At 68.0% G+C, this 25,167-nt stretch carries 17 protein-coding genes; 4 read left to right on the top strand and 13 right to left on the bottom strand.

Annotated features, from left to right (window positions below; genetic code table 11):
• The first annotated feature begins 66 nt into the window (after positions 1-66).
• Complete coding sequence (locus NYR58_RS14870; protein ID WP_261521789.1) at positions 67-1,080, top strand: endonuclease/exonuclease/phosphatase family protein; 1,014 nt, start codon at positions 67-69, stop codon at positions 1,078-1,080.
• Here NYR58_RS14870 and NYR58_RS14865 read toward each other — a convergent pair.
• A complete protein-coding gene (locus NYR58_RS14865; RefSeq protein ID WP_261521785.1) occupies positions 1,068-2,750 on the bottom strand; it encodes an electron transfer flavoprotein-ubiquinone oxidoreductase in 1,683 nt (560 codons plus the stop codon). The genes NYR58_RS14870 and NYR58_RS14865 overlap by 13 nt on opposite strands.
• A 367-nt stretch (positions 2,751-3,117) precedes the next feature.
• Positions 3,118-3,798 carry a 5,6-dimethylbenzimidazole synthase gene (bluB, locus tag NYR58_RS14860; RefSeq protein WP_261521784.1) on the bottom strand — a complete coding sequence of 227 codons (681 nt, stop codon included), beginning with the start codon at positions 3,796-3,798 and terminating at the stop codon, positions 3,118-3,120.
• A 134-nt stretch (positions 3,799-3,932) separates the two neighbouring features.
• Between bluB and NYR58_RS14855 the strand changes: the two genes are divergently transcribed.
• Positions 3,933-4,748 (top strand): uracil-DNA glycosylase, encoded by an 816-nt coding sequence (locus NYR58_RS14855; protein ID WP_261521783.1) that lies wholly within the window; start codon positions 3,933-3,935, stop codon positions 4,746-4,748.
• 85 nt (positions 4,749-4,833) lie between these two features.
• Here the strand turns inward: NYR58_RS14855 and NYR58_RS14850 are convergent, their stop codons facing one another.
• Both NYR58_RS14850 and NYR58_RS14845 read right to left on the bottom strand, forming a co-directional pair.
• Positions 4,834-5,790, bottom strand: a complete 957-nt coding sequence (locus NYR58_RS14850; RefSeq protein WP_261521782.1) for a DMT family transporter — start codon at positions 5,788-5,790, stop codon at positions 4,834-4,836.
• Between the two features lie 71 nt (positions 5,791-5,861).
• On the bottom strand, positions 5,862-8,174 hold the full coding sequence (locus tag NYR58_RS14845) for a xanthine dehydrogenase family protein molybdopterin-binding subunit (RefSeq protein ID WP_261521781.1): 2,313 nt from the start codon (positions 8,172-8,174) through the stop codon (positions 5,862-5,864).
• A 147-nt stretch (positions 8,175-8,321) separates the two neighbouring features.
• Here NYR58_RS14845 and pepN point away from each other — a divergent pair, with 147 nt between their 5' ends.
• Positions 8,322-10,964 carry an aminopeptidase N gene (gene pepN / locus NYR58_RS14840; protein WP_261521780.1) on the top strand — a complete coding sequence of 881 codons (2,643 nt, stop codon included), beginning with the start codon at positions 8,322-8,324 and terminating at the stop codon, positions 10,962-10,964.
• Positions 10,965-11,095: 131 nt separating this feature from the next.
• Complete coding sequence (locus NYR58_RS14835; RefSeq protein ID WP_261521776.1) at positions 11,096-13,429, top strand: PAS domain-containing sensor histidine kinase; 2,334 nt, start codon at positions 11,096-11,098, stop codon at positions 13,427-13,429.
• A gap of 196 nt (positions 13,430-13,625) precedes the next feature.
• On the opposite strand, the gene NYR58_RS14830 is transcribed toward NYR58_RS14835, so the two are convergent.
• The 9 genes from NYR58_RS14830 to NYR58_RS14790 all read right to left on the bottom strand — a co-directional run bounded on the left by NYR58_RS14830 (position 13,626) and on the right by NYR58_RS14790 (position 25,120).
• Positions 13,626-16,592, bottom strand: a complete 2,967-nt coding sequence (locus NYR58_RS14830; protein WP_261521775.1) for a bifunctional [glutamine synthetase] adenylyltransferase/[glutamine synthetase]-adenylyl-L-tyrosine phosphorylase — start codon at positions 16,590-16,592, stop codon at positions 13,626-13,628.
• A gap of 115 nt (positions 16,593-16,707) precedes the next feature.
• The gene (locus NYR58_RS14825) at positions 16,708-18,093 is read right to left on the bottom strand and encodes a sensor histidine kinase (RefSeq protein WP_261521931.1); all 1,386 of its coding nucleotides are present in this window, start codon (positions 18,091-18,093) and stop codon (positions 16,708-16,710) included.
• A 16-nt stretch (positions 18,094-18,109) separates the two neighbouring features.
• Positions 18,110-18,784 carry a response regulator transcription factor gene (locus tag NYR58_RS14820; RefSeq protein WP_261521774.1) on the bottom strand — a complete coding sequence of 225 codons (675 nt, stop codon included), beginning with the start codon at positions 18,782-18,784 and terminating at the stop codon, positions 18,110-18,112.
• Between the two features lie 176 nt (positions 18,785-18,960).
• Positions 18,961-20,457 (bottom strand): Do family serine endopeptidase, encoded by a 1,497-nt coding sequence (locus NYR58_RS14815; RefSeq protein WP_261521773.1) that lies wholly within the window; start codon positions 20,455-20,457, stop codon positions 18,961-18,963.
• A gap of 151 nt (positions 20,458-20,608) precedes the next feature.
• Complete coding sequence (locus tag NYR58_RS14810) at positions 20,609-21,064, bottom strand: cytochrome c-type biogenesis protein (RefSeq protein ID WP_261521770.1); 456 nt, start codon at positions 21,062-21,064, stop codon at positions 20,609-20,611.
• The gene (locus NYR58_RS14805) at positions 21,061-23,046 is read right to left on the bottom strand and encodes a heme lyase CcmF/NrfE family subunit (protein ID WP_261521769.1); all 1,986 of its coding nucleotides are present in this window, start codon (positions 23,044-23,046) and stop codon (positions 21,061-21,063) included. The genes NYR58_RS14810 and NYR58_RS14805 overlap by 4 nt, the downstream gene beginning before the upstream one ends.
• 13 nt (positions 23,047-23,059) lie before the next feature.
• On the bottom strand, positions 23,060-23,494 hold the full coding sequence (gene ccmE, locus NYR58_RS14800; protein ID WP_261521768.1) for a cytochrome c maturation protein CcmE: 435 nt from the start codon (positions 23,492-23,494) through the stop codon (positions 23,060-23,062).
• A gap of 3 nt (positions 23,495-23,497) precedes the next feature.
• Positions 23,498-24,616, bottom strand: coding sequence for a c-type cytochrome biogenesis protein CcmI (gene ccmI / locus NYR58_RS14795; RefSeq protein WP_261521930.1), 1,119 nt, complete (start codon positions 24,614-24,616; stop codon positions 23,498-23,500).
• 75 nt (positions 24,617-24,691) lie between these two features.
• Positions 24,692-25,120, bottom strand: coding sequence for an RT0821/Lpp0805 family surface protein (locus NYR58_RS14790; RefSeq protein ID WP_261521766.1), 429 nt, complete (start codon positions 25,118-25,120; stop codon positions 24,692-24,694).
• Positions 25,121-25,167 lie beyond the last annotated feature (47 nt).

Below are 25,167 nucleotides of genomic sequence, written 5' to 3'. Positions count from 1 at the left end.
GCCCTGGCGGGGCTTTGCCGCGGCAAACCTTGTTCCCGCCGCAATTGAACCGTTAAGAAGCGCAACATGCCGGATCGACGTCTTTCCTCCCCGCTGCTGGCTCTCGCCGCCACGCTCATGACCGTGCCGCTGGTGGCGGGGTACTGGGGCGGTGTGCACGCGGCTTTCGACTCCTTCTCGCATTTCCGCGTGCATCTGGCCGGGCTCGTGATCGTGCTGGCGCTGCCCCTTCTCTTCCGCCGGGGGTGGCGAGGGATCGGGCTTTCGGCCATGGTTCTGGCCGCCGCTGCCATCCTCTCGGTGACGAGCCTGCCCGACAGCACGGTGCAGGCCCAGGGTGAGCCGGCGGCGGCGCGCTACAAGCTGATGCAGCTCAACCTGCGCTACGACAACGCCACGCCGAAGAACGTGCTTTCCCTGATCGGGCGCGCCCAGCCGGATGTGGTGACGCTCAACGAGGTCTCCCAGGCGTGGCTGCCGCATCTGGAGAGCATCTCGGATGCCTACCCGCATCGCATCGTCTGCCCGCCGCCTTCGCCCATCGGCGGGGTGGCGATCCTGTCGCGAAGGCCGTTCCTGCACCCGGCGACGGCGGGCTGCTTCGACCGGGGCTCGCTGGCGGTCGTCACGGTGAATTTCGGCGGGGCGGCGGTGGATGTGGCGGCGCTGCATCTGGGTTGGCCCTGGCCCTTCTCGCAGCCATGGCAGACGCAGGAGGTGATGCGGGTGCTGGCCGGGCGGCTGGGCCATACGGCCATCCTGGCGGGCGATCTGAACGCCGTTCCGTGGAGCCGGACGGTGCGCGACCTGGCAACGGCCGGCGGGCTCGACATCCTCACGCAGATCGGGCCGACATGGCTCGCCCTGCCGCTGCCCGATGCGCTGAGGCGCCGAGCCGGCCTGCCCATCGACAACGTGCTGGTGAAGGGGCGCATCGTGCCGCTTTCCACCACGCGGCTGGAGGATGCAGGCTCGGACCACCTGCCGGTGCTGCTGGATTTTTCCGTGGAGCCTGCGGAAGGGGAACCGATGGTGATGCAGGCGCAGGCCGGGCCTGCGCCGCAGGCTCACATGTTCTGATAGACCGGCCCCTCGCCGCCCTGCGGCGGCACCCAGTTGATGTTCTGGTTCGGGTCCTTGATGTCGCAGGTCTTGCAGTGCACGCAGTTCTGCGCGTTGATGACGAAGCGGGCGTCGAGATTGTCGCGCACCGCATGGCCGGCGAGCGCGTTGCCATCGGCATCCACCCACTCATAGACGCCGGCGGGGCAGTAGCGCGCGGACGGGCCGGCGAAGACGGCGAATTCCGAGCGCTTCTGCAGATCCATGTCCTTCACCTGCAGGTGAACCGGCTGGTTTTCCTCATGGTTGGTGTTGGACAGGAACACCGAGGACAGGCGGTCGAAGGTGAGCACACCGTCTGGCTTGGGATAGTCGATGGGCCTGTGCTTGTCCGCCGGCTCCAGAGCCTGCGAATCCGGCTTGCCGTGGCCCAGCGTGCCGAAGGGGGAGAAGCCGAACAGCGTGTTCATCCACATGTCGAAGCCGCCCGCGGCCACGCCGGCCCACGTGCCCAGCCGCGACCACAGCGGCTTGACGTTGCGCACCTTCTTCAGGTCCCTGCCGATCTCGGAGGTGCGCCAGGCTTCCTCATAGGCGGTCAGCTCGTCATGGGCACGGCCGGCGGCGATCGCCTCGGCCACATGCTCGGCGGCCAGGATGCCCGAGAGCACCGCATTGTGCGAACCCTTGATGCGCGGCACGTTGACGAGGCCCGCCGAACAGCCCATCAGCACACCACCCGGGAAAGCCATCTTCGGCACCGACTGGAAGCCGCCCTCGGTGATGGCGCGGGCTCCATAGCACAGGCGCTTGCCGCCCTCGAAGGTCTCGCGAATGGCGGGATGCGTCTTGAAGCGCTGAAACTCCTCGAAGGGGGAGAGATAGGGATTCCTGTAGTTCAGATGGACAACGAATCCGACGGCCACCAGATTGTCGTCGAAATGATACAGGAAGGAGCCGCCGCCGGTCCTGGAATCGAGCGGCCAGCCGAAGCTGTGCTGCACGAGGCCGGGCCTGTGCTTCTCCGGCTTCACCTCCCACAGCTCCTTCAGGCCGATGCCGAATTTCTGCGGCTCGCGGCCCACGTCCAGGCCATAGCGGGCGATGAGCTGCTTGGCGAGGGAACCGCGCGCGCCCTCGCCGATCATCACATATTTGCCGATCAGCTCCATGCCCGGCTGATAGGAGGGGCCGCGGGAGCCGTCGCGCTCTACTCCCATGTCACCGGTGGCAACGCCGATCACCGCACCGGCCTCGTTGTAGAGCACTTCCGCCGCCGCGAAGCCCGGATAGATCTCCACACCCAGCGCCTCGGCCTTCTCCGCCAGCCAGCGGCACACATTGCCCAGCGAGACAATGTAGTTGCCGTGGTTGTTCATAAGCGGCGGTATGAGGAAATTGGGCAGGCGGAAGGCGCCGGCCGGCCCGAGCAGCAGGAAACGGTCGTCCTTCACCTCGGTGCGGAAGGGATGGCCCTCCTCCTCGCGCCAGCCGGGCAGAAGCCGGTCGATGCCGATGGGATCGACCACCGCGCCGGAGAGGATGTGGGCGCCGACCTCGCCACCCTTTTCGAGGACCACGACGGAAAGCTCCGGGTTGAGCTGCTTCAGCCTGATCGACGCCGCAAGCCCCGCCGGCCCTGCGCCGACGATCACGACATCGAACTCCATGCTCTCTCGTTCGCTCATTCATGTCCTCCACGGGTGGCCGGCGGCTGCCTTTCTTCCGGCCCGCCTATAGCGCATCACGCCTGGGGGCGAAACCGCTATCGGCAGCGGGCGGAGCAGCGCAGCGCAGGTGTTTTTATTACCTTTACGTAAAAGTTATATCATGAGCAAGCGCCTGCTGCGCCAAGCCCATGGAGACCGCGCCGCTACAACCCGCCGAAGGGGGGATCGGGCGGGCGGCGCGTAACGCTTCGGCATCGGGATGGGCAGGCGGCGCGACCGGCCTCTACAGCATTTTGCAGCCAGATGGAATCATCTGGCGTCGCACAAATGCCGCAAAAACAAATAGATGGACCGGATCAACGTTTCGTTGAAACAATGAACCGGTCTAGCGCAGCAGGCGGAAGGCACCGGCAGGTGTCCGCCGCTCCCAGCCGGCCCGCTCAAGCGCCGGAACGCTATCCTGCGCGGCGGGATAGCCGAGGCAGAGATAGCCGATGAAGGTCCATGCCGGCGGCACGTCGAGCGTGGCCTTCACGGCCTGCGGCTCCAGGATCGAAACCCAGCCGAGGCCCACGCCATGGGCGCGCGCCAGAAGCCACAGCGTGTGGATGGCCATCACCGCGGAATACTCGCTCGTCTCAGGCATGGTGCGCCGGCCCAGGCCATGGCCCCGGGCGCTGGTGCGGTCGGCGAAGACGGCGAGATGCGAAGGCGCTTCATCGAGCCCCGCAAGCTTGAGACGTGCATAGAGGCCGGCGCGCTCGCCGGGCTGGGCGGCCAGCGCCTCGGCGTTGCAGCGCTCGAAATTCGCGCGGATGCCGGCGCGGCGCTCGGGGCTTTCCACGACCACAAATCGCCAGGGCTGGCTGAGCCCCACGGAAGGGGCGAGGCAGGCGAGATCGAGAAGGCGCTCCAGAAGCCCCGGAGGCAACGGATCCGGGCAGAAACGGCGCACGTCGCGCCGCCAGACGAACAGCGCTTCGAGCGCCTGCCGGAACGCCGCATCGAAGACCGGCGGTCGGGGCGCCGGGTCGGGCACGGAGAGGGACGGTTCTGCCTCGCTCATCGTTTCATTTCCTCGCACGGGGGCCGCACCATCGAATAGCCGCCCGGCGGGACTGCGGCAAAGCACGAAATTCCGTCCGTCCCCGGCTGTGTTCTTCTCTTGCATTGCGCGGCGCGGCGAACGACATTGGCGCCATGACGGCCATCCGCGACCCCAGAATGCTGCGCGACATTCTCTCCTTCTATGCCGATGCCGGCGCCGACGAGGCGCTGGAGGAGGAGGCGCGGGACCATCTTTCCCGGCCGCAGAGCGAAGACCCGCTGGAACGAGCGGCGCCCGCCCCCGCGCCGCGCAGGGCGGCAGAGCCCGCCCCGCCCCGGCCGGCACCGCCTGCCGCCGTGCCCGACGAGGCGCAGGCGGCGCGCGCACGGGCGCTGGCGCGCGAGGCGGGCTCCATCGAGGAGTTGAAGGCGATCCTGGCCGATTTCGATGGCTGCAACCTGAAGCACACCGCCAAGAACCTGGTGTTCGCCGATGGCAACCCCGAGGCCGAGCTGATGCTGGTGGGCGAGGCGCCGGGGCGCGAGGAGGATTTGCAGGGCCTGCCCTTCGTGGGCCGTTCGGGCAAGCTGCTCGACCGCATGCTGGCGGCGATCGGCCGGGACCGCAGCTCGGCCTACATCTCCAACGTCATTCCCTGGCGCCCGCCCGGCAACCGCGACCCCTCGCCCCTGGAGACGGAAATCTGTCGCCCCTTCATCGAGCGGCATATCGAGCTCGTGCGCCCCAGGGTGCTGGTGACGCTGGGCAACCCCTCCACCAAGCTCCTGCTCAACACGCGGGAGGGCATCATGCGCCTGCGCGGCACCTGGGCCGTGCACACCACCGCCGGCGGCCAGCAGATTCCGACCATGCCGACGCTGCACCCCGCCTATCTGCTGCGCAACCCGGCGCACAAGAAGCTGGCATGGCGGGACTTTCTCGCGATCAGGATTAAGCTGGAGGAATAGTGAATAGTGAAGGATTTTATGGATTTTCTGTCAATGGTGAAAGCGCCATTCACCATTTTGCCATTCACCATTCACCATCTCTGCATCATCCACCTGGGGGAACGAAGCGGCGGGCGGCGGAGCGTTGGAGGCCGAGCTGGCGTTCGCGCCAGATGATGAAGAGGCCGGCGCCGACGACGATGAGGCCGCCCACCAGCGTGTAGAGAGTGGGCAGATCGCCGAAGGCGAAATAGCCCACGACGATAGCCAGCACCATGGAGGTGTATTCGAAGGGAGCGATGGTGGACAGCTCCGCATAGCGGTAGCACTGGGTCATGAGGATCTGCGCCGTGCCGCCGCAGATGCCCGCTCCCACCAGCGCCGCATACTGCCAGACGCTGAGCGAGGCCCAGCCGAAGGGTATGGTGAACAGGGAGACGACCGTCGCCGTGACGGAAAACCACAGCACGATGGTGGCCGTCTTCTCCGTCTGCACCAGGCGGCGCACCAGAAGCATGGCGACGGCAGACGCCGCCGCGCCGCACAAAACGGCGATGACGCCCACCGCCTGCGCCGCCTCAAGGCCGGCGGCGCCCGTGAGCAGGGAAAGCTTGGGCCAGGCGATGATGACCACGCCCACGAAGCCCACCAACACCGCGCTCCACCGATAGAGGCGCACCACCTCGCCCATGAACAGCGCGCTGAAGACGACGACCAGCAGCGGCTGGGCATAGTTGAGCGTGATGGCATCGGGCAGGGGCAGGCGCGTGAGGCCGAAGAAGGTGAGCCCCATGGCCGTAACCCCCACCAGGCCGCGCATGACGTGGCTGACGGGGCGCGCGGTGTGGAAGGCCGACGCCAGCTCCCGCCGCCAGGCGAGCATCAGAAGGATGGGAAAAATGGCGAAAAAGGAACGGAAGAAGACGATCTGCCCCGGGGGCACGGGGCCGGCCGCCTTGATGAGCGAAGACATGGCGACGAAGATAGCCACCGAGACGATCTTGAGCGCAATGCCGAAAAGCGGCCTTCCCTGCGTGGCAAGATCGCTCGCCGCAACGGCCATGGCCCGTCATCCTTCCGGCCGGCGCGCGGGCACCGGCCGGGAGCCTTCTTCGTCCTCTTTCGCCAGGCTGCTCACCGGTCGCCCTGAGCCTCGGCAATCGCCTGCCACACGCGCGACGGCGTGGTGGGCATCTCGATGTGCGAGATGCCATAGGCGCGATAGAGCGCATCGGTGACGGCGTTGAGAACGGCGGGCGTGGCGCCCACGGTGCCGGCCTCGCCCGCCCCCTTCATGCCCAGTGCATTGGTGGTGGAGGGCACGTTGCGCGTCTCGAAATGGATGAAGGGAAGCAGATCGGCACGCGGCATGGCGTAGTCCATGAAACTGGCGGTGATGAGCTGCCCGTCCTCGGAATAGATCGCCTCTTCCGTCAGCGCCTGGCCCACCCCCTGCGCGATGCCGCCATGGACCTGCCCGGCAAGCAGGACGGGATTGGCCGTGGCGCCGAAATCGTCGACCACCGTATAGGCAACGATCTCCGTGCGGCCGGTCTGCGGGTCGATCTCCACCTCGCAGATGTGGGTGCCGTTGGGATAGGTGGGCTCCTCCTGACGGAAATCGCCGATGCCTTTCAGGTCGTCCGGGTTCTTCGCCGCCTTGGCGATGGCCGCAAAGTCCAGCGAGCGGTCGGTGCCGACGATGCGCGCCACGCCGTCCACCAGTTCGATGTCGGCCGGCGCAGCCTCCAGCTCCTCCGCCGCGATCTTCCTGATCTTCTCCGCCAGGTTCTCGCCGGCGCGCGCCGCCGACACGCCGCCTATGGGAATGGAGCGCGAGCCGCCGGTGCCGCCGCCCGACTCCAACTCGTCCGTGTCGCCCTGGTGAACGTGCACCCTGTCGATGTCGATGTTCAGCTTCTCGGCGACGAACTGGGCATAGGCCGTGGCATGGCCCTGGCCATTGGACTGGGTGCCGATGGCGAGGGTGACCGTGCCGTCGCCATTGAGCGTCAGATGCGCAGGCTCGGAACCGGGAAAGGCGCATGCCTCGATATAGGTGGCCATGCCGATGCCGCGGATCAGGCCGCGCTTCCGCGATTCCTCCAGTCGCTCCTCGAAGCTCGCCCAGCCTGCGCGCTCCATGGCCAGCGTCATGTGGCCGTCGAGCTCGCAGCGGTCGTAGAGGCGACCGCCCGGCGTGCGGTAGGGAAACTGCTCCGGCCTGATGAAGTTCAGGCGCCGGATCTCCTCGCGCGGCATGCCCATCTGGCGCGCGCATTCATCCACCAGCTTCTCGATCAGCAGCGCCGCCTCCGGCCGCCCCGCCCCGCGATAGGCATCGACCGGGCAGGTGTTGGTGTAGACGCCCTTCACCGTGGCGCTGAGCGCCTGAATGTCGTAGACGCCCGTCGACATGGTCACGCCGCCGGTCGGAATATAGGGGCCGAACTGGTGGATATAGGCGCCCATATTGGCCAGAAGCTCGATGCGCAGGCCAAGGAAGCGGCCGCTCCCGTCGAGCGCCATCTCGGCGGTCACCACATTGTCGCGCCCCTGGCTGTCGGTCAGGAAATGCTCGCCACGGTCGCCGTTCCACTTGACCGGACGGCCCAGACGCCTGGCCGCCTCCATCACCAGCGCGTATTCGCGATAGGTGAAAGCCTTGGTGCCGAAGCCGCCGCCGACATCGGGCGTGATGACGCGCAGCTTCTTCCTGTCGATCCTGAAGACCTGATCGGCCAGCACAGCCTGCATCATGTGCACGCCCTGGGAGCCGGTGGTGAGGACGAAGCGGTCCTCGTCCGCGCGCCACTCGGCAATTGCTGCGCGCGGCTCCATGTAGTTGGCGACCAGGCGGTTGTTGACGAAGGCGATCTTCACCACACGGTCGGCCTTCTCGAAGGCGACCTTCGTCTTCTCCTCATCGCCCAGATGATAGAGGAAGGCGAGGTTGGAGCCGAGCTCGGGCCAGACCAGGGGCGCATCCTGCGCAAGCGCCTCGGCGGTGCTGACCACCGCCGGCTCGTCCTCGTAATCGACCTCGATCAGCTCGGCGGCATCCTGCGCCGCCGCGCGGCTGTCGGCCACGACGAAGGCCACCGCATCGCCAACATGGTGCACGCGGTCGCGGCACAGGATGGGAATATCGCGCGTCGGCGCCACCGTGCCGTCCGGCTGCTCCGGCATGGCGCCCGACCTGAGGTCGCCCAGATGACCGAGATCGGCACCCGTCAGCACGAGATGTACACCGGGGGCGGCACGCGCCTCCTCGACCGAGGCGATGGTGAACTTCGCATTCGCCACCGGCGCACGCAGCACATAGCCGTGCAGCGTGCCCTCAGGCGCAATGTCATCGGTATAGCGGCCCCTGCCGGTGATGAAGGTTCGGTCTTCCTTGCGCAGGACCGATGCGCCCATGCCGAATTTCGGTGTGAGAACCGTCATGCCGGTATCCCTTGCGGTGAGGTGGAAACTTTTGGAGACATTGTGCTGGCAGACAGTTTTGTCGACGGGCGGCATCGTGTAAAGAGCCAGCGGAGATTTTGTTGGGCCAGTCGGCGCGCAGTGCCACGGCCGGCAGGGGAGCAAGACATGCGCACCGACACGGGCCAGGTGTTCCGCCTTGAGGATTACCGAGCGAGCGACTACCGCATTCCCGAGCTGGAGATGACCTTCCGGCTCACCGCGGAGGAGACGCGCGTGACGGCGAGGCTCCAGGTGGAGCGGCGCGCGGACGCGACCCCGCAAACGCCGCTGCTGCTCGATGGCGACGGGCTGGTGCTGGAGGCGCTGGAGATCGATGGCGCGCCCGCCGCCCCCGACGCCTACGAAGCGACGCCCGACAGCCTGAAGATCACCAGGCCGCCGCAGCGGGAACGCTTCACGCTGACCATCGTCACGCGCCTGGCGCCGGCCGACAACAAGGCGCTGATGGGCCTGTACCTGTCGAACGGCGTCTATTGCACGCAGTGCGAGGCGGAAGGCTTCCGCCGCATCACCTATTTCCTCGACCGGCCGGACATCCTCAGCGTCTACCGCGTGCGCATCGAGGCGCGGCGGGAGGAGGCACCGCTTCTGCTTTCCAACGGAAACCCGGTGGAAAGCGGCGACCTGGGTGAGGGCTGGCACTATGCCGTGTGGCACGACCCCTTCCCCAAGCCGTCCTACCTCTTCGCGCTGGTGGCGGGAGACCTGAGCGCCGTGCGCGACCGCTTCGTGACGGCCTCCGGCCGCACGGTGGCGCTTGCCATCTATGTCGAGCATGGCAAGGAAGAGCGCGCCGCCTATGCCATGGACGCGCTGAAACGCGCCATGCGCTGGGACGAGGAGCGCTTCGGGCGCGAGTACGACCTCAACGTGTTCAACATCGTCGCCGTCTCCGACTTCAACATGGGGGCGATGGAGAACAAGGGGCTCAACATCTTCAACGACAAATATGTGCTGGCCGACCCGGACACGGCGACCGATACGGACTTCGCCAATATCGAGGCAATCATCGCACATGAGTACTTCCACAATTGGACTGGAAACAGAATCACTTGCCGCGACTGGTTCCAGCTTTGCCTGAAGGAAGGGCTGACGGTCTTCCGCGACCACGAGTTCTCCGCCGACCAGCGCTCGCGCCCTGTGAAGCGCATTGCCGAGGTGCGCACGCTGAGGGCGCACCAGTTTCCCGAGGACCAGGGACCGCTGGCGCATCCGGTGCGCCCGCGCCGCTATCGCGAGATCAACAACTTCTACACCGCCACCGTCTACGAGAAGGGCTCGGAGGTGGTGCGCATGATCCGCACCGTGCTGGGGGAGGATGCGTTCCGCGCCGGCATGGACCTCTACTTCGACCGCCATGACGGCCAGGCCGTCACCATCGAGGATTTCCTGGCCTGTTTCGAGGAAGCCTCCGGCAAGGATCTGGCGCAATTCGCGCTGTGGTATCATCAGGCGGGCACGCCGCACCTGGCCGTCAGCACCCGTCACGACGCGGAAAGCGGCGAGTTCGTGATGGACATCGAGCAATCGGTGCCACCCACGCCCTCCGAGGCGCGAAAGCGGCTGATGCACATCCCCCTCGCCTTCGGCCTGGTGGGGCCAGACGGGCGCGACATGACCTATCAGAGCGCCGAGGGCGCGGAGGTGGAGGACGGCGTCATCCACCTGCGCAAGCGCCGCCACAGCGTGCGTTTCACCGGCGTGCGGGCGCGCCCGGTCGTCTCTCTCAACCGGGGCTTCTCGGCGCCGGTGACGCTGTCGGTGGAGCAGCCGCGCAGCGACCGGCTGTTTCTGGCCCGCCACGACAGCGACCTGTTCTCGCGCTGGGAAGCGCTCAACACCCTGTTCACCGAAGCGGCGATCGAGGCGGCTGCACGCATTCGCGGCGGCAAGGCAGCGGAGTTCGAGGCCGATCTCCTGTCGATGCCCGCCGAGATTGCGGCGGACGAAAGCCTGGAAGCGGCCTATCGCGCGCTGGCGCTCACCCTGCCCGGCGAATCCGACGTGGCGCGCGAGATGGGCACCAACATCGACCCGGATGCCATCGCCGCGGCCCGCGACGCGCTGCGCACGGCGATCGGGCGGCAGGGGCAGGCGACGTTCGCGGAAATCCATGCGGCGCTTCAGCAGCACGGCCGCTTCAGCCCCGACGCGGAAAGCGCCGGGCGGCGGGCGCTGCGCAACGTGCTGCTCGACTATCTGGCCGCCGCCGGCGGGCCGGAGCTGGCGGCGCGCCAGTTCCAGGCGGCGGACAACATGACGGAGCGGGCGGCGGCGCTCGCCGTGCTGGCGCACCAGTTCCCCGAAAGCGAGCAGACGCGGGCCGCCCTTGCCGCCTTCGAGGCGCGCTATCGCGACAACCCGCTGGTGCTCGACAAGTGGTTTACCGTGCAGGCGACGGTGCCCGGCCAGGGGACGGTCGATCGGGTGCGGGCGCTGATGGCGCATCCGGCCTTCTCGCTCACCAATCCCAACCGGGTGCGGGCGCTGATCGGAGCCTTCGCCTCCTTCAATCAGACCGGCTTTCACCGCGCCGACGGCGAGGGCTACCGTTTCGTGGCCGACACGGTGCTGGCGGTGGAGGCCCACAACCCGCAGGTGGCGGCGCGGCTGGCGGTCTCCTTCCGCGCCTGGCGCTCCCTGGAACCCGGCCGGCGGGAGGAGGCGCGCAAGGCGCTGGCCGCCATTGCCGGCCAGAAGCAGCTTTCGCGCGACCTGCGCGACATCGTGGAGCGCACGCTGGCCTGAGAGGCGGGCGCTTCTTCAAATCTTTCCCTGCCCTCTGGACAAGGCGAATCGCCTCTGATTCCTTATGGATGATTCGCGCGTAGGGGTTGGCGGATCGGTCAAGCACAAAACCAGGCAAGGGAGCCCTTCGGATGGCGAAGGCGGACGCGTGGGCCATGCCCGCGGGGGGCCTTTTTTTAAGGTTTTTCAGGCGTCGCGGCAGCGGCGGTGGCATGGGCGTGGCCGGCAATGCCAAGATCATTGCCGCCCCCGCCTATGAGCGGCTGCTGGCCATCGAGCCCTATCTGCGCCGTTCGATCCCGCTGCTCGTCCTCGTCTTTCTGCTGGTGGTGGCCTCGGCGCGCTTCCTTTCGCTCATGACCTGGCGCGAGGACATCGAGCGCGACACGAAGACCCTGCTTGCCATGGCGGCGGGCAATCTGGCGCAGGCGATGCGGCTTGTCGGGGCGGAAGAGGCACAGCGCCCGCACGAGGCGGGTCTGCTCATCGAGCAGGTGGCGCGCCAGGCCGGCCTCGGCCACGAGTGGATCCTGGCGGTGACCGACAGCCAGTTCATTGTCACCGCCGTCTCGCCCAGCGGGCAGCGGATGGCTGGGCGGCCGATGGATACCTTCGTGACCGGCGGGCAGCCGCTGTTCCTGTTCGGCCAGCGGGCGGGCGTGCACGAGGTGCGCCTCGACGGGCGCGACTGGCTGGCGGCGGTGGACCTCCTGGCCGATGGCGGCGGGGCGGCGGTGGTGCTGGCCGACCGGGAGGCCGTCTTCGCCGGGTGGCGGCGCTCCGCCTCTCTCAACGTCACGCTTTTCGCGCTGACGGCGGGGGTGCTGATGGCCATTCTCTACGCCTATTTCAGCCAGGCCGCGCGGGCCCAGGCGGCCGACCGCATCTATCTTGAAGCGCATCAGCGCATCGACCTGGCGCTGGTGCGCGGCAAATGCGGCCTGTGGGACTGGGACCTTTCGCGCGGCAAGATGTACTGGTCGCGCTCCATGTACGAGATGCTGGGCTATCAGGGGGAGGACGTGATGCTGTCCTTCGGGGAGGTGGCCGGCATCATCCACCCCGAGGATGGCGATCTCTTCGCGCTGGCAAACCAGATCGTGGCGCGCGAGATCGACCAGATCGACCAGGTCTTCCGCATGCGCCATGCCGACGGGCGCTGGATCTGGGTGCGCGCGCGCGCCCAGGTGGTGGACCCGGAGGCCGCCGACATCCACCTGATCGGCATTGCCGTGGATATCACCGAACAGCGCACGCTGGTGCAGCAGACGGAGGTCGCCGACCAGCGCCTGCGCACGGCGATCGAGAACATCACCGAGTCCTTCGTGCTTTGGGATTCTTCCGAGCGGCTGGTCATGTGCAACACAAAGTACCAGCAGGATACGGGCCTGGCGCCGCACGAGATCGTGCCCGGTGCCCACCGCCGCGATATCGAGGCGCGCATGAACGCCATCCGCTCCGAGCGGCGGCTGATGAGCCAGGCCAACCCCGGCATGGGCGCGACCTACGAGCGCCAGCTCGCCGACGGGCGCTGGCTGCAGGTGACGGAGCTGAAGACGCGCGACGGGGGCACGGTGTCGGTGGGCACCGACATCACCCAGCTCAAGCAGCACCAGCAGAAGCTGGTGGAAAGCGAGCGCCGGCTGATGGCCACCATTCACGACCTCTCGCTGGCCCGCCGCGCCGAGCAGGAGCGCTCGCGCGAGCTCGTCGAGCTCAATCGCAAGTACATGCGCGAGACCGAGCGCGCCGAGGCGGCAAACCGGGCCAAGTCCGAGTTCCTGGCCAACATGTCGCATGAGCTGAGGACGCCGCTCAACGCCATCATCGGCTTCTCCGAACTCATGCAGAAGGGGCTGTTCGGACCGCTGGGCTCGGACCGTTACGAGGAATATGTCGGCGACATCTATGCTGCCGGCACCTATCTTCTGGGCGTCATCAACGACATTCTCGACATGTCGAAGATCGAGGCGGGCCAGTTCTCCATCAACCGCGAGAGCGTCGACCTCGGCCCGCTCATCCGCGAGACGGTGCGGGTGGTGGCGCTGCAGGCGGCGAAGAAGGACATCGAGGTGGAGACGGAGATTCCGGAAACGCTGTCCATGGTGGCCGACCGCCGCGCCATCAAGCAGATCGTCATCAACCTGCTGTCCAATGCGGTGAAGTTCACCGGCCAGGGCGGCAAGGTGACGGTGCGCGCCCGCAGGGTCGCCAATGCGGTCACGCTCGCCATCGAGGACACCGGCTGCGGCATCCCGCGCGAGGCGCTGAAGAAGCTCGGCCGCCCCTTCGAGCAGGTGGAAAACCAGTTTTCCAAGAGCCACACCGGCTCCGGCCTGGGGCTGGCCATCTCCCGCTCACTCACCGAGCTGCATGGCGGGGCGCTGAAAATCCGCTCCAGGGAAGGCGTCGGCACCATCGTGTGCGTACGCATCCCCCTGCGCAACGAGGCCAAGGCGGCCTGAGAGGAGGCCGCTGGACGAGGGGCGGGCTTCCGGGCATTACCGGGCGATGTTGCGGGAGCTGCGCGGCGGGGCGTGAGGCGGCGGGCCTGCGGCTCTACAGCATTTTGCAGCCAGATGGAATCATCTGGCGTCGCACAAATGCGGCAAGAACAAATAGATGGACCGGATCAGCGCTTCATTGAAACGATGAACCGGTCTAGCCGCGGTCGCGCAGAAGCCGGTCGAAATGGCCGCGCACCCGCCGTGCGGTCTCCGCGATGTGCGCTTCGAGCACGGAAAGATCCGGCAGATCGACACCGCGCAGAAGGATGTCGGCAAGGCCGGGCGGCACATCCTGCGGATCGAAGGGGCCGGTCAGGCACAGCCGGATCGACTGGGTGAGCGTCATGTAGAGGCCGTGCGCCCTGGCAAGCTCTTCGCGCGTTTGCGCATCCGCGAAATCCGGCGAGAGGGAGGCCAGCACCGCGCCGGTGGCGGTGGGGCGCGGGCTTGCCGTGCAACGGCCTGAAAGAGAAGCGACCTGCGCGATGAACTCCAGGTCGATGATGCCGCCGGGGATGAGCTTCAGATCCCACGGGCCCGAGGCCGGCTTCTCCTTCTCGATGAGGTCGCGCATCTTCACCGCGTCGGCTGCCAGCGCCGCCATGTCGCGCGGCAGGCCGACAACCGCCTCCACCTCGGCGCGCGCTTCATCGCAGAGCGTCGCGTCGCCGGCGACTGGGCGCGCGCGCGTCAGCGCCATGTGCTCCCAGGTCCAGGCGTTCTTGCGCTGATAGTTGCGGAAGGCGTCGATATGGGTGGCGACCGGCCCCTTGTTGCCGGAAGGGCGCAAGCGCAGATCAAGCTCGTAGAGCACGCCCTCGGCAGTGGGAGCGGAGACGGCGGCGATCAGCCGTTGGGTGAGCCGGGCATAGTAGTGCGAGGCGGCCAGCGGCCTGCCGCCGTCGGACTCCTCGGCCTGTGGATCGTGATCGTAGAGCAGGATCAGATCGACATCGGAACCGGCGGTAAGCTCCCGGCTGCCCAGCTTGCCCATGCCGAGAATGGCCGCACGGCCGCCCGCCACCCGGCCGTGCACGGCGGCGAAGGCCGCCTCCACCGCCTCGAAGGCGGCACCGATGGCCAGGTCGGCGAGATCGGAAAACGCCTCGCCGGCACGCGCGGCGTCGATGGAGCCGGTGAGCAGCCGCATGCCGATCAGGAATTTCTGCTCGGCGGCGAAGATGCGCAGCCGGTCGAGCACCTCCTCATAGACGCGCGCGGCGCCCAGAAAGCTCTCCAGCCTTTCGGCGAGATAGGCGCGGCTCGGCAGCTCCGACAGGAGCGCAGGATCGAGCAGCCCGTCGAAGACGTGGGGCCGGCGGGTGATGACCTCGGCCAGGCGCGGCGCCGCACCCATGATGGTGGCAAGCAGAGCGAGAAGGCGCGGGTTCGACTGCAGCAGCGAAAAGAGCTGGATGCCGGCCGGCAGGCCGGACAGGAACTGATCGAAGCGCAAGAGCGCCTCGTCGGCGCGGCGCGTGCCGCCGAAGGCTTCGAGCAGGGCCGGCGTGAGCTCCGTCAGCCGCTCGCGCGCCTCCGCCGACTGGGTGGCGCGGTAGCGGCCGAAGTGCCAGCCTCGGATGACACGGCAGATGTCGCTCGGCCGCTCGAAGCCGAGCTCCGAAAGGGTCTGCAAGGTGCCGGGATCGTCCACATCGCCGGTGAAGACGAGGTTGCCCACGCCGCGCGAAAGCTGCGGGGCGGTCTCGAACAGGGCGGCATAGTGGCTTTCCACCGTTCTCAGTGCCTGGCGGAAAGCGGCGGCAAAGGTCTCCGTGTGGCCATAGCCGAGAAGCAGCGCCACGCGTTGCAGTTCCTGCGGCGCCTCGGGCAGGGTGTGCGTCTGCTCGTCCGCCACCATCTGCAGGACATTCTCCACCCGGCGCAGGAACCAGTATTGCTCGACCAGCGCCCTGCCCGCCTCCGCCGTGATCCAGCCGCGCGCGGCAAGCTCCTTCAGCATGGCGACGGTCTGGCGGCCGCGCAGCTCCGGGAAGCGACCGCCGGCGATCAGCTGCTGGGTCTGGACGAAGAACTCGATCTCGCGAATGCCGCCGCGCCCCAGCTTGACGTTGTGGCCGGCCACCGCCACCTCGCCATGGCCGCGATGGGCGTGGATCTGGCGCTTGATGGAGTGCACGTCGGCAATCGCCGCGTAGTCGAGATATTTGCGCCATACATAGGGTTGCAGCTCGCGCAGGAAGGCTGCCGCCGCCTGCCGGTCGCCGGCAATGGGACGGGCCTTTATCATGGCTGCGCGCTCCCAGTTCTGGCCCCGGCTTTCGTAGTAGTTGAGCGCGGCTTCCACCGGCATCGCCAGCGGCGTGGAACCCGGATCGGGCCGCAGCCTCAGATCCGTGCGGAAAACATAGCCGTCGCCCGTTCGATCCTGCAGCAGGCGGACGAGCCGCCGCGTGAGACGCACGAACAGGTCCATGGCCTCCACGGGCTCATGGACGGCCGGCGCATGCGGGTCGATGAGCACGATCAGGTCTATGTCGGAGGAATAGTTGAGCTCGCGGGCGCCCAGCTTGCCCATGGCCAGCACGATCCAGCCGCAATCCTTGCCCGGCTGCTCGGGATCCGGCAGGCGCAGCCTGCCCTGCCGGTGGGCGTCGCGCAGCAGGAAGTCCACCGCCGCGCCCACGCACGCATCGGCCAGGGCCGAAAGCCGCGCCACGGTGGTGTCGGCATCCGCTTCGCCGGCCACCTCGCCGAGACCGATCAGGAAATGCGCCTCGCGCTTGAGGCGCCGCAACGCGGCCATGACGCTCGCCTCGCTCGCATCCTCGGCAAAGGGCAGCGCGGCGATCTGGCGATTGAGGCGTTCCAGCCGCCCGGCAAGGGGCTCATCGAACAAAGCCTCCAGAATGGACGGGTCGCGCCGGGCGCAGTCGCGCAGATAGGAAGACAGGTCGAAAACGGCGCCCAGAAAGCCGGCCAGCGGGCCACCGCCGGCCAGCAGCCCGGCCAGCCTCGGGCAACCCATGTCCGCCGCGCCTTCGGACAGAGAGGCGATTTCGGCGCGGGCACGCTCCGCATCGAGCGGCGAGAGGGCGCGGGCCGGCTGGCCCAGCCAGGTGGAGCCATCCTCGCGTTTCATGGCTGTGTCGGCGGGCATCCTGCCTCCCTGCTCTTTCTTTCCCAGAGGCGCGCGCGGTCTCTCGATCGCCTCCGCGGCTGCGGTTTGTCGTCCTGTCGCGGCGTCGAGGGCGCAAGCCCTCCGGTGTGCCGCGTCAGGCATTCTTGCCTGCCGGGAAGACCATCGCAACCGAAAGCCCCTCGCCATTGCCGGAAAGCTCAAGCTCGCCGCCGTGGAAGGTCATCACCGCCTTGGCAAGGCTCAGGCCCAGGCCGGAGCCCGGCTGGGTGCGGCTCGCCTCCAGCCGCACGAAGCGCTCGGTGACGCGTTTGCGCTCGGCCTGCGGAATGCCCGGCCCGTTGTCGACGACCGTCAGACGCACCGTGCCGCCCTTTCTTTCGAGCGAGACGGCGACGGCCGGCCTCTCATGCACGCCGGCGGAGTATTTGATGGCGTTGTCCACGATGTTGGAGAGCGCCTGGCCGATCAGCTCGCGGTTGCCGTCGATCGTGGCAGGCTCCACGGTGCGAGCGGTGAGCGCCACACCCATCTCCTCGGCTGCCGGTTCGTAAAGCTCCACCACATCGGCGACGATGGCGGCCAGGTCGACGGGCTTGATGGCCTCCGCCGAATGGCCGGCCTCCAGCCGCGAGATCATCAGAATGGCATTGAAGGTGCGGATGAGCTGATCGGACTCGGCGATGGTGGCTTCCAGCGCCTCGCGGCAGGCCGCCTCGTCACCGCTGCCGAGCGCCGCCTCGGCGCGGTTGCGCAACCGCGTCAGGGGCGTCTTCAGATCGTGCGCGATGTTGGCGGACACCTGCTTGAGCCCCTCGTTAAGCGCCGCGATGCGCTCCAGCATGGCGTTGAGATTCTCGGACAGGCGATCGAACTCGTCGCCGGCGCCGGAAACGGGCAGCCGGCGGGAAAGGTCGCCGCCCATGATCTGGCGGCTGGCCTCCGACACGCTGTCGATGCGCCGCAGCGCCCGCCGGCCCACGAAATACCAGATGAGGACCGCGCCAAAGCCCATCATGCCGAGCGCGGCGACCAGCGCGTTGCGCACCACCTCGCGGAAGCGCTCGGGCTCGCCGAGGTCGCGCCCGACGAGCAGGATCATCTGGTTGGGAAGGCGGATGACATGCGCCATCGCCGAGTGGCGCTCCCTGCCGCCGCCGTCGCCGTAACGGCGATAGAAAAAGGGACGTTCCGTCCAGCCGATGGTGTCGAGCGCACCGGGCTGGAGGCTCTCGACATTGCCGGTGAGAATGAGGCCATTGGGATCGGCGATGAGGTAGAGATTGGCGCCGGGCTGGCGCGAGCGCGTTTCCAGCACGCGCACCAGGGTGGGCAGGCCGCCGCGCTGATAGGCGCTGACAAGGCCGCGCACCTCATCGGCAATGGTCTCGCGCGTCTGCACCGTCATCATGCGCACCGACAGCGAGGTGACATAGACCACGAGCACCACCGCGCAGATGGCGAACAGGAGAAGATAGAGCGCGGAAAGCCGCGCCGCCGTCGTCCTCATGATGGCGGGCATGGCGGGCACGCGCGCCTCAATCCGCCCGTATCACATAGCCGGCGCCGCGCACCGTGTGCAGAATCGGCTTGTCGAAGCCTTTCTCGATCTTGCTGCGCAGGCGCGAGATATGCACGTCGATGACGTTCGTCTGGGGATCGAAGTGATACTCCCAGACATTCTCCAGCAGCATCGTGCGGGTGACCACCTGGCCGGCGTGGCGCATGAGATATTCGAGCAGACGGAACTCGCGCGGCTGCAGCGCGATTTCCTGCCCGGCGCGGCGCACGGTGTGGGAGAGACGGTCGAGCTCCAGGTCGCCGACGCGATAGACGGTCTCGACATCCTTGGTGCCGGCGCGGCGTTTGAGCACCTCGATGCGCGCCAGCAGCTCGGAGAAGGCATAGGGCTTGGTGAGGTAGTCGTCGCCGCCGGCGCGCAGCCCGGTCACGCGGTCGTCCACCTCTCCGAGGGCGGAGAGGATGAGTGCCGGGGTGGTGTTTCCCCTGGCGCGCAGCTCGGCGATGATCGACAGCCCGTCGCGCCGCGGCAGCATGCGGTCGATCACGAAGACGTCGTAATTGCCGGTGTCGGCAAGGGTATAACCCGTCTCGCCGTCGGGCGCGACGTCGGCGGTGTGGCCGGCCTCGGCAAACGCCTTCTTCAGGAAACCGGCCGCTTCGCGGTCGTCTTCGATCACCAGAATCTTCATGGGTGCAAGGTTATCCGATCGCGCCGGCACAGGCGAGAGCACGGCAAAAGCACAGGGCCGGACGCGGCGGCGGGAAACCCGCCGCCACGCGCTGCCGGGCGATGCCGGAAGGGGGGCTTGCGAACATCGCTCGGCAAGCACGGGGACAGGCCCCAACGGGCTGCAATCTCAACCGGTCAGCCGATCGGCAGCGCCATGAAGCGGTTGGCGTTGTCCCGCTCGACCTGAAGGAGCACGGCGCCGCGACCGGCCTCGGCGGCGGCGTCCACGGCGGCCTGGAGATCGGAAACGGAGGAGACGGGCTGCGAGTTCACCGAACGGATGACATCGCCCGGCCGGATGCCCACATCCTCGGCAGCACTGCCCGGCTCCACATCCGTCACCACGAGCCCCGGGCCTTCTTCCGCCGGTGTGACGGTCAGGCCGAAATCGGTCTCCGTGGCGGAGGGCGCCTCGCCCGGAAGCGCGGCCATCTGCTCGCTGCTTGGCATCTCGCCCAGCGTCACGTCGAGATTGGTGGCCTTGCCGTTGCGCCACACCGTCAGTTCCACGGACTGGCCGGGGTCGTATTCGGCGATGGTGCGCGCCAGATCGCGCGGCGAGTCAATGTTCTTCCCGTCGACGGCGATGACCACATCGCCCGGCTGCACGCCGGCCTCGGCCGCCGGCTCGCCCTCATTGGCATCGACGATCAGGGCACCCTTGTCCTCGTCGAGACCCAGCGATTCGGCAATCTCCTTCGTCACCTGCTGGATCTGCACGCCCAGCCAGCCACGCTCCACCTTGCCGTCCTCAATGAGCTGCTCGACGACGGACCTGGCGAGCGAGGCGGGAATCGCGAAGGCGATGCCCACATTGCCGCCGGAGGGCGAGAAGATGGCCGTGTTGACGCCGACCACCTCGCCGGCGAGATTGAAGGCCGGCCCGCCGGAGTTGCCGCGGTTCACCGCCGCATCGATCTGGATGAAGTCGTCATAGGGGCCGGCGCCGATCTCGCGGCCGCGTGCCGAGACGATGCCGGCCGTGACCGTGCCGCCCAGTCCGAAGGGGTTGCCCACGGCGACCACCCAGTCGCCGACACGTACTCTGGCATCGTCGGCAAAATCCACATAGGTGAAGGTGCGGCCCTCGCCATCGACCTTCAGGACGGCAAGATCCGTGCGCGGATCGGTGCCCACCAGCTCGGCGGAAAGCTCCGTGCCGTCTTCCATGACAACCGTGTATTCAGAGCCGCCCTGGATGACGTGATTGTTGGTCACCAGATAGCCGTCCTCGGAGATGAAGAAGCCGGACCCCTGGGAGATGGGGCGCACGCGCGGGCGGCGGGGGCGCTCCGAGCGCCAGTCCCTGCGGAACTCCTCGAAGAAGCGCTTGAGCGGATGGCCGTCGGGCAGGTTCTCGAAGCCCGGCATGTCGAAGAAGGGGGCGGAGGCAGGACCCGTTTCCAGCCTTTCGCCGCTCACGCGGACACTGACCACGGCGGGGGTGACGAGTTCCACCACGTCTGCAAAGCTTGGCGCCTGGACGGGATTTTCGAGCTTCACCGGATCGGCAAGCACCGGCGCGGTTCCCGTGCCCACCGCACCGAGGCCGACAGCGCCGGCCAGCGCCACGGTGGCCACGGCGCCGATCAGGCGCGTGCGGGTTCTGGAAACGGCTTTCGTTGAACGCATGGCGGAATGTTCTCCTCTTGCCAGTCGAAGCTTTCGATCTTCCATGGTCGGCCCGGCGCGCGGGCCGCGTTGCTCCGACAGATAGGGCCTTGCACCTTACGGTGCCATTTCCGCGGCATGAAACTTTGGTAATGTTGGGCGCGGGAGACGGTTATTCGCGCCTGTCAAGCACCGCCTTCAGCGTCCTCTCCTCCTCCTCCGTCAGGGCGGCGGCAGGCTGGCGCGCACGCCGGCGCAGGGCAAGGAAGGCGATGAGCCCGCCGCCCGCCAGCACCAGAAGCGGCGTCGCCCACAGCACGGCGTTGCGGGCGCTCATGCGCGGCTTGAGCAGCACGAACTCGCCGTAGCGCGAGACGACATAGCTCAGCACCTCCTCGTCCGTGTCGCCGGCCCTGATGCGCTCGCGCACCAGAACGCGCAGGTCGCGTGCAAGTTCGGCGTTGGAATCGTCGATGGACTGGTTCTGGCAGACCATGCAGCGCAACTCGGCCGAGAGCGCCCGCGCCCGCGCCTCCAACGCCGGATCGGCGAGCATTTCGTCGGGCTCCACGGCGAAGGCCGGCGCAACGGCCAGGAGGCCGAGGAGAAGCAGCAGCACCCGCATCATGCCGCCTCTCCCGCCGCGGCCTCCGCCCTGCGTCGAGCGGGTGCGCCGATGCGCAGCCGGCGGTCGCACAGCGAGACCATCCCGCCCAGCATCATGACGAGCGCGCCGATCCAGATCAGCGTGACCTGCGGCTTCCACCAGACACGCACGACCAGACCGCCATCGGCCGTCTCGTCGCCAATGGAGACATAGAGCTGGCTGAGCCCGATCGTGCGGATGCCCGCCTCGGTGGTGGGCATTCCGCGGGCGGTATAGAGCCGCTTGGAGGAGACGATGCTGCCACGCCGCAGGCTGTCGGCCCCGAATAGGGCGAAATGGGCCTGCTCTTCCGTGTAGTTGGGACCGGTGAAGGGCCGCAGCCCCTCGAAGCGCAGCCGATGGTCGCCAGCCTCCACCGTCTGGCCAGGCTGCATGGTGAGGATATGCTCCTCCTCCAGCGTGGTGACGCACACCACGCCCAGCACCGCAAGTCCCAACCCCGCATGGGCCAACGCCGTGCCGAAGACTGAAAGCGGCAAGCCCTTCAGCCGGCGCAGGGCCACCGCCGGCCCCGCCTTGCCCACGCCGCTCTTGACCGCAAGGTCGGTGAGCGCGCCGAAGACGAGCCACAGGCCAAGGCCGATGCCGAGTGCTGCCAGGGCCGAGGCCCGATCGACGAGAAAGAAGGACAGGAAGGCCACCACCGTCGCGGCGGCAAAGGCCAGGTGCAGGCGCTGGAAGGCGCCGGCCAGGTCGCCGCGCTTCCAGGCGAGCATGGGACCAAAGGGAACCACGGCGAGAAGCGGCAGGAACAGCGGCACGAAAGTGAGGTTGAAGAAGGGCGCACCGACGGAAATCTTCTCTCCCGTCACCGCTTCCACCACGAGCGGATAGAGCGTGCCCACCAGCACCGTCGCCGTTACGGTGGTGAGCAGCAGATTGTTGAGAACGAGCGCCCCTTCGCGCGAGATGGGATGGAACAGCCCGCCCGGCGCCAGCGCGGCGGCGCGCAGGGCAAAGAGTGCCAGCGCCCCGCCGATGAAGAAGACGAGGATGGCGAGGATGAAGACGCCGCGCGTCGGGTCGGTGGCAAAGGCGTGCACAGAGGTGAGCACGCCCGAGCGCACCAGAAAGGTGCCCAGCAGGGACAGCGAGAAGGTGAGGATGGCCAGCAGCACCGTCCAGATCTTCAGCGCCGAGCGCTTCTCCATGACGATGGCCGAGTGAAGCAGCGCCGTGCCGGCGAGCCACGGCATGAAGGAGGCGTTTTCCACCGGATCCCAGAACCAGAAGCCGCCCCAGCCAAGTTCGTAATACGCCCAGTAGGAGCCCATGGCGATGCCGCCGGTCAGAAACGCCCAGGCGGCCAGCGTCCACGGGCGCACCCAGCGCGCCCAGGCAGCGTCGATGCGCCCGTCGATCAGGGCGGCGACGGCGAAGGAGAAGGCGATGGAGAAGCCCACATAGCCGAGATAGAGCAGCGGCGGATGGATGGCGAGCCCGATGTCCTGGAGGATGGGGTTGAGGTCGCGCCCCTGCATGGGCGCGGGCACAAGGCGGGTGAAGGGGTTGGAGGTGAAAAGGATGAAGGCCAGGAAGGCGGTCGCGATCAACCCCTGCACGGCCAGCACATTGGCCCGCAGGGTGGGCGGCAGGTTGCGCCCGAAGGCGGCCACCAGGGCGCCGAAAAGCGACAGGATGAGCACCCACAGCAGCATGGAGCCCTCGTGGTTGCCCCAGGTGCCGGTGATCTTGAAGAGAAGCGGCTTGGCGGAGTGGGAGTTTTCCCAGACGTTGAGAACGGAGAAATCCGAGCGGACATAGGCCAGGGTGAGCACGGCAAAGGCGATTGCCACAAGGCCCAGACCGGCAATGGCGGTGGGCTCGCCCACCCGCATCAGGCTCGGGCTGCCAAGCCGCGCCCCGGCCAGCGGCACCGACGACTGCACCAGCGCCAGCGCCAGTGCCAGCACAAGAGCGAAATGGCCCAGCTCCACGCTCATCGGCGCCGCCCCGTCATTGCTCCTGCCATACGCCCCGCTCCTTCAGGCTCTCGGCCACCTCCCTCGGCATATAGGTCTCGTCGTGCTTGGCAAGCACGGTGTCGGCAACGAGAACGCCATCGGCACCCAGAACACCTTCGGTCACAACGCCCTGTTCCTCGCGGAAAAGATCGGGCAGGATGCCGTCATAGACGACCATAACCGAGCTTTCGTGGTCGGTGACGGCAAATCGCACGCGCGTCCCCTCCCCGCGCACCACCGAGCCCTGTTCGACGAGCCCCCCGAGGCGGATGCGCTCGCCCGCCGCCGCCGGCTTGGCGGCGAGATCGGCCGGCATGTAGAAATAGGAGGTCTGCTGGCCGAGCGCATAGAAGGTCAGGGCCGCCGCAAGGGCCAGAAATCCCATGCCCGTGCCGATCACCGCCAGTCGCTTCTGCTTGCGCGTCACGTCTCACCTTCCCTCGTCGTCGATGCCCAGCTCGCGGGCAAACTCCGCGAGCGCCTGTCCTTCCCGGCTGTCGGCGCCGAAGGCGGCAAGCGCCCGCTGCAGGGCCGCGCGCGCCTCCTCCCGCCTGTCCAGCACAACATAGGAGCGCAGAAGCCGCCGCCAAGCCTCGGCGTCGCCCGGCTCCTCGCGCAGCCGGGCATCGAGGCCTGCCACCATGCCCTCGATCATCTCCCTGCGTGCCTCGGGCGACATGTCCTGCGCTGCCGCGATGTCGGCCTCGGAGGGGCCGGCGGCGGACAGGCTGGCGGCCGCCTGGCCCGCCATTTCCCGCCACGGCGAATCGGGCGGCAGCTCCGCAGCCATCTGCTGCCAGAGGGCGCGCGCTTCCTCCGTCTTTCCCTCCTGGGCACGGGCCATGGCGATGAAGAAACGGGCGCGCGGATTGTCCGCATCCAGCCCCAGCGCCTCGGCGAAGGCCGCTTCCGCATCAGCCGTGACGATCCCGCTTGCCTCGCCCACCAGCGCCTCGCCCAGGGCTGCATGACGCGCCGCGCTCGGCCCGGCCAGGGCGATCGTCCTGCGATAGGCCGCCGCCGCGTCGCCGAAGCGGCCGAGCCGCGCATAGACCGGGGCCAGCACCTCCCAGCCGCGCGCGTCCTGCGGGTTGTCGGCCAGATGCGCCTCGGCGCGGGCGATCAGCTCTTCCAGCGGCGCCTGCGCGGGATCGGCGTTCAGCCGTGCCGCGAGGGGAAGGGCCGGAAGGCCCGGCGAGCCCAGAAATGCATAGAGTCCCCAGCTCACGGCCGGCACGGCCAGCACGGCCGCCGCCGCGATGGCGCGCACGGTGCCCGCGCGCCGCGCCTGCACGCTCTGCCCGGCGGCCTTTTCTTCCTCCTGAAGACGCAGGATGCGGCGGCCGATCTCGGCGCGCGCCTGCTGCGCATCCGGCCTGGAGATGAGCCCCCGCGCAAGTTCCTGCTCGAGCTCCGCCAGCTGGTCGCGATAGACGGCAAGATCGTGCGCGCTGCCGGCCGTCGCCTCCTCGCGCCGGCGCAGGAACGGCAGCATCACCGCCAGGGCGGCGGCGAATGTCATCAGCGCGGCAAGAACCCAGAACAGCAGCATCAGGTTCCAATATCCGGCGCGGCGGGCGGTGCCAACCGCTGCCGCATGCGGCCTTTTGGCATGGCCGCCGGTTCAGTTCAGCAGCGTCCAGCTTCCATCGGGATTGCGGCAGGCCGTTCCACGCAGCGAGCGGGGATCACCCCCCGCATTCACCACATGGGAGTAGGGCCGGCAATCCTGCGAACCGACACGATAGGGCTGCGCCGCCGTCACCATGCCGCTGAGGCCGGTTTCCTCGTCGCGCCATGTCACGGGCTGTCCGGCCGGCGTCGATTCAAGGGCACGATATTCCGCCTCGACGGCCGCCACGCGGGCCCGCCGGCTCAGCTCCGCGCCGGATTGTGACACCAGCCCGCCGCCGACGATGCCGGCAAGCGGCTCGTTGGCGGCAAAGCCCAACGAGCGGGGAAGCGCCTGATCCGCCGCGCCGGACAGGCTTCCGCCAGCGCAGCCCGAAAGGGCCAGAACCGCCAGGACAACAACAGCCGCCGGAACTCTCATCACCGCTTCAACCTTCGCATCGCTCTCCGTCCCGGCCGCAACGGCGA

The organism is Chelativorans intermedius, assembly GCF_025398255.1.
Classification (GTDB): Bacteria; Pseudomonadota; Alphaproteobacteria; order Rhizobiales; family Rhizobiaceae; genus Chelativorans; species Chelativorans intermedius.
This window is presented reverse-complemented; position numbering and strand designations above follow the sequence as displayed.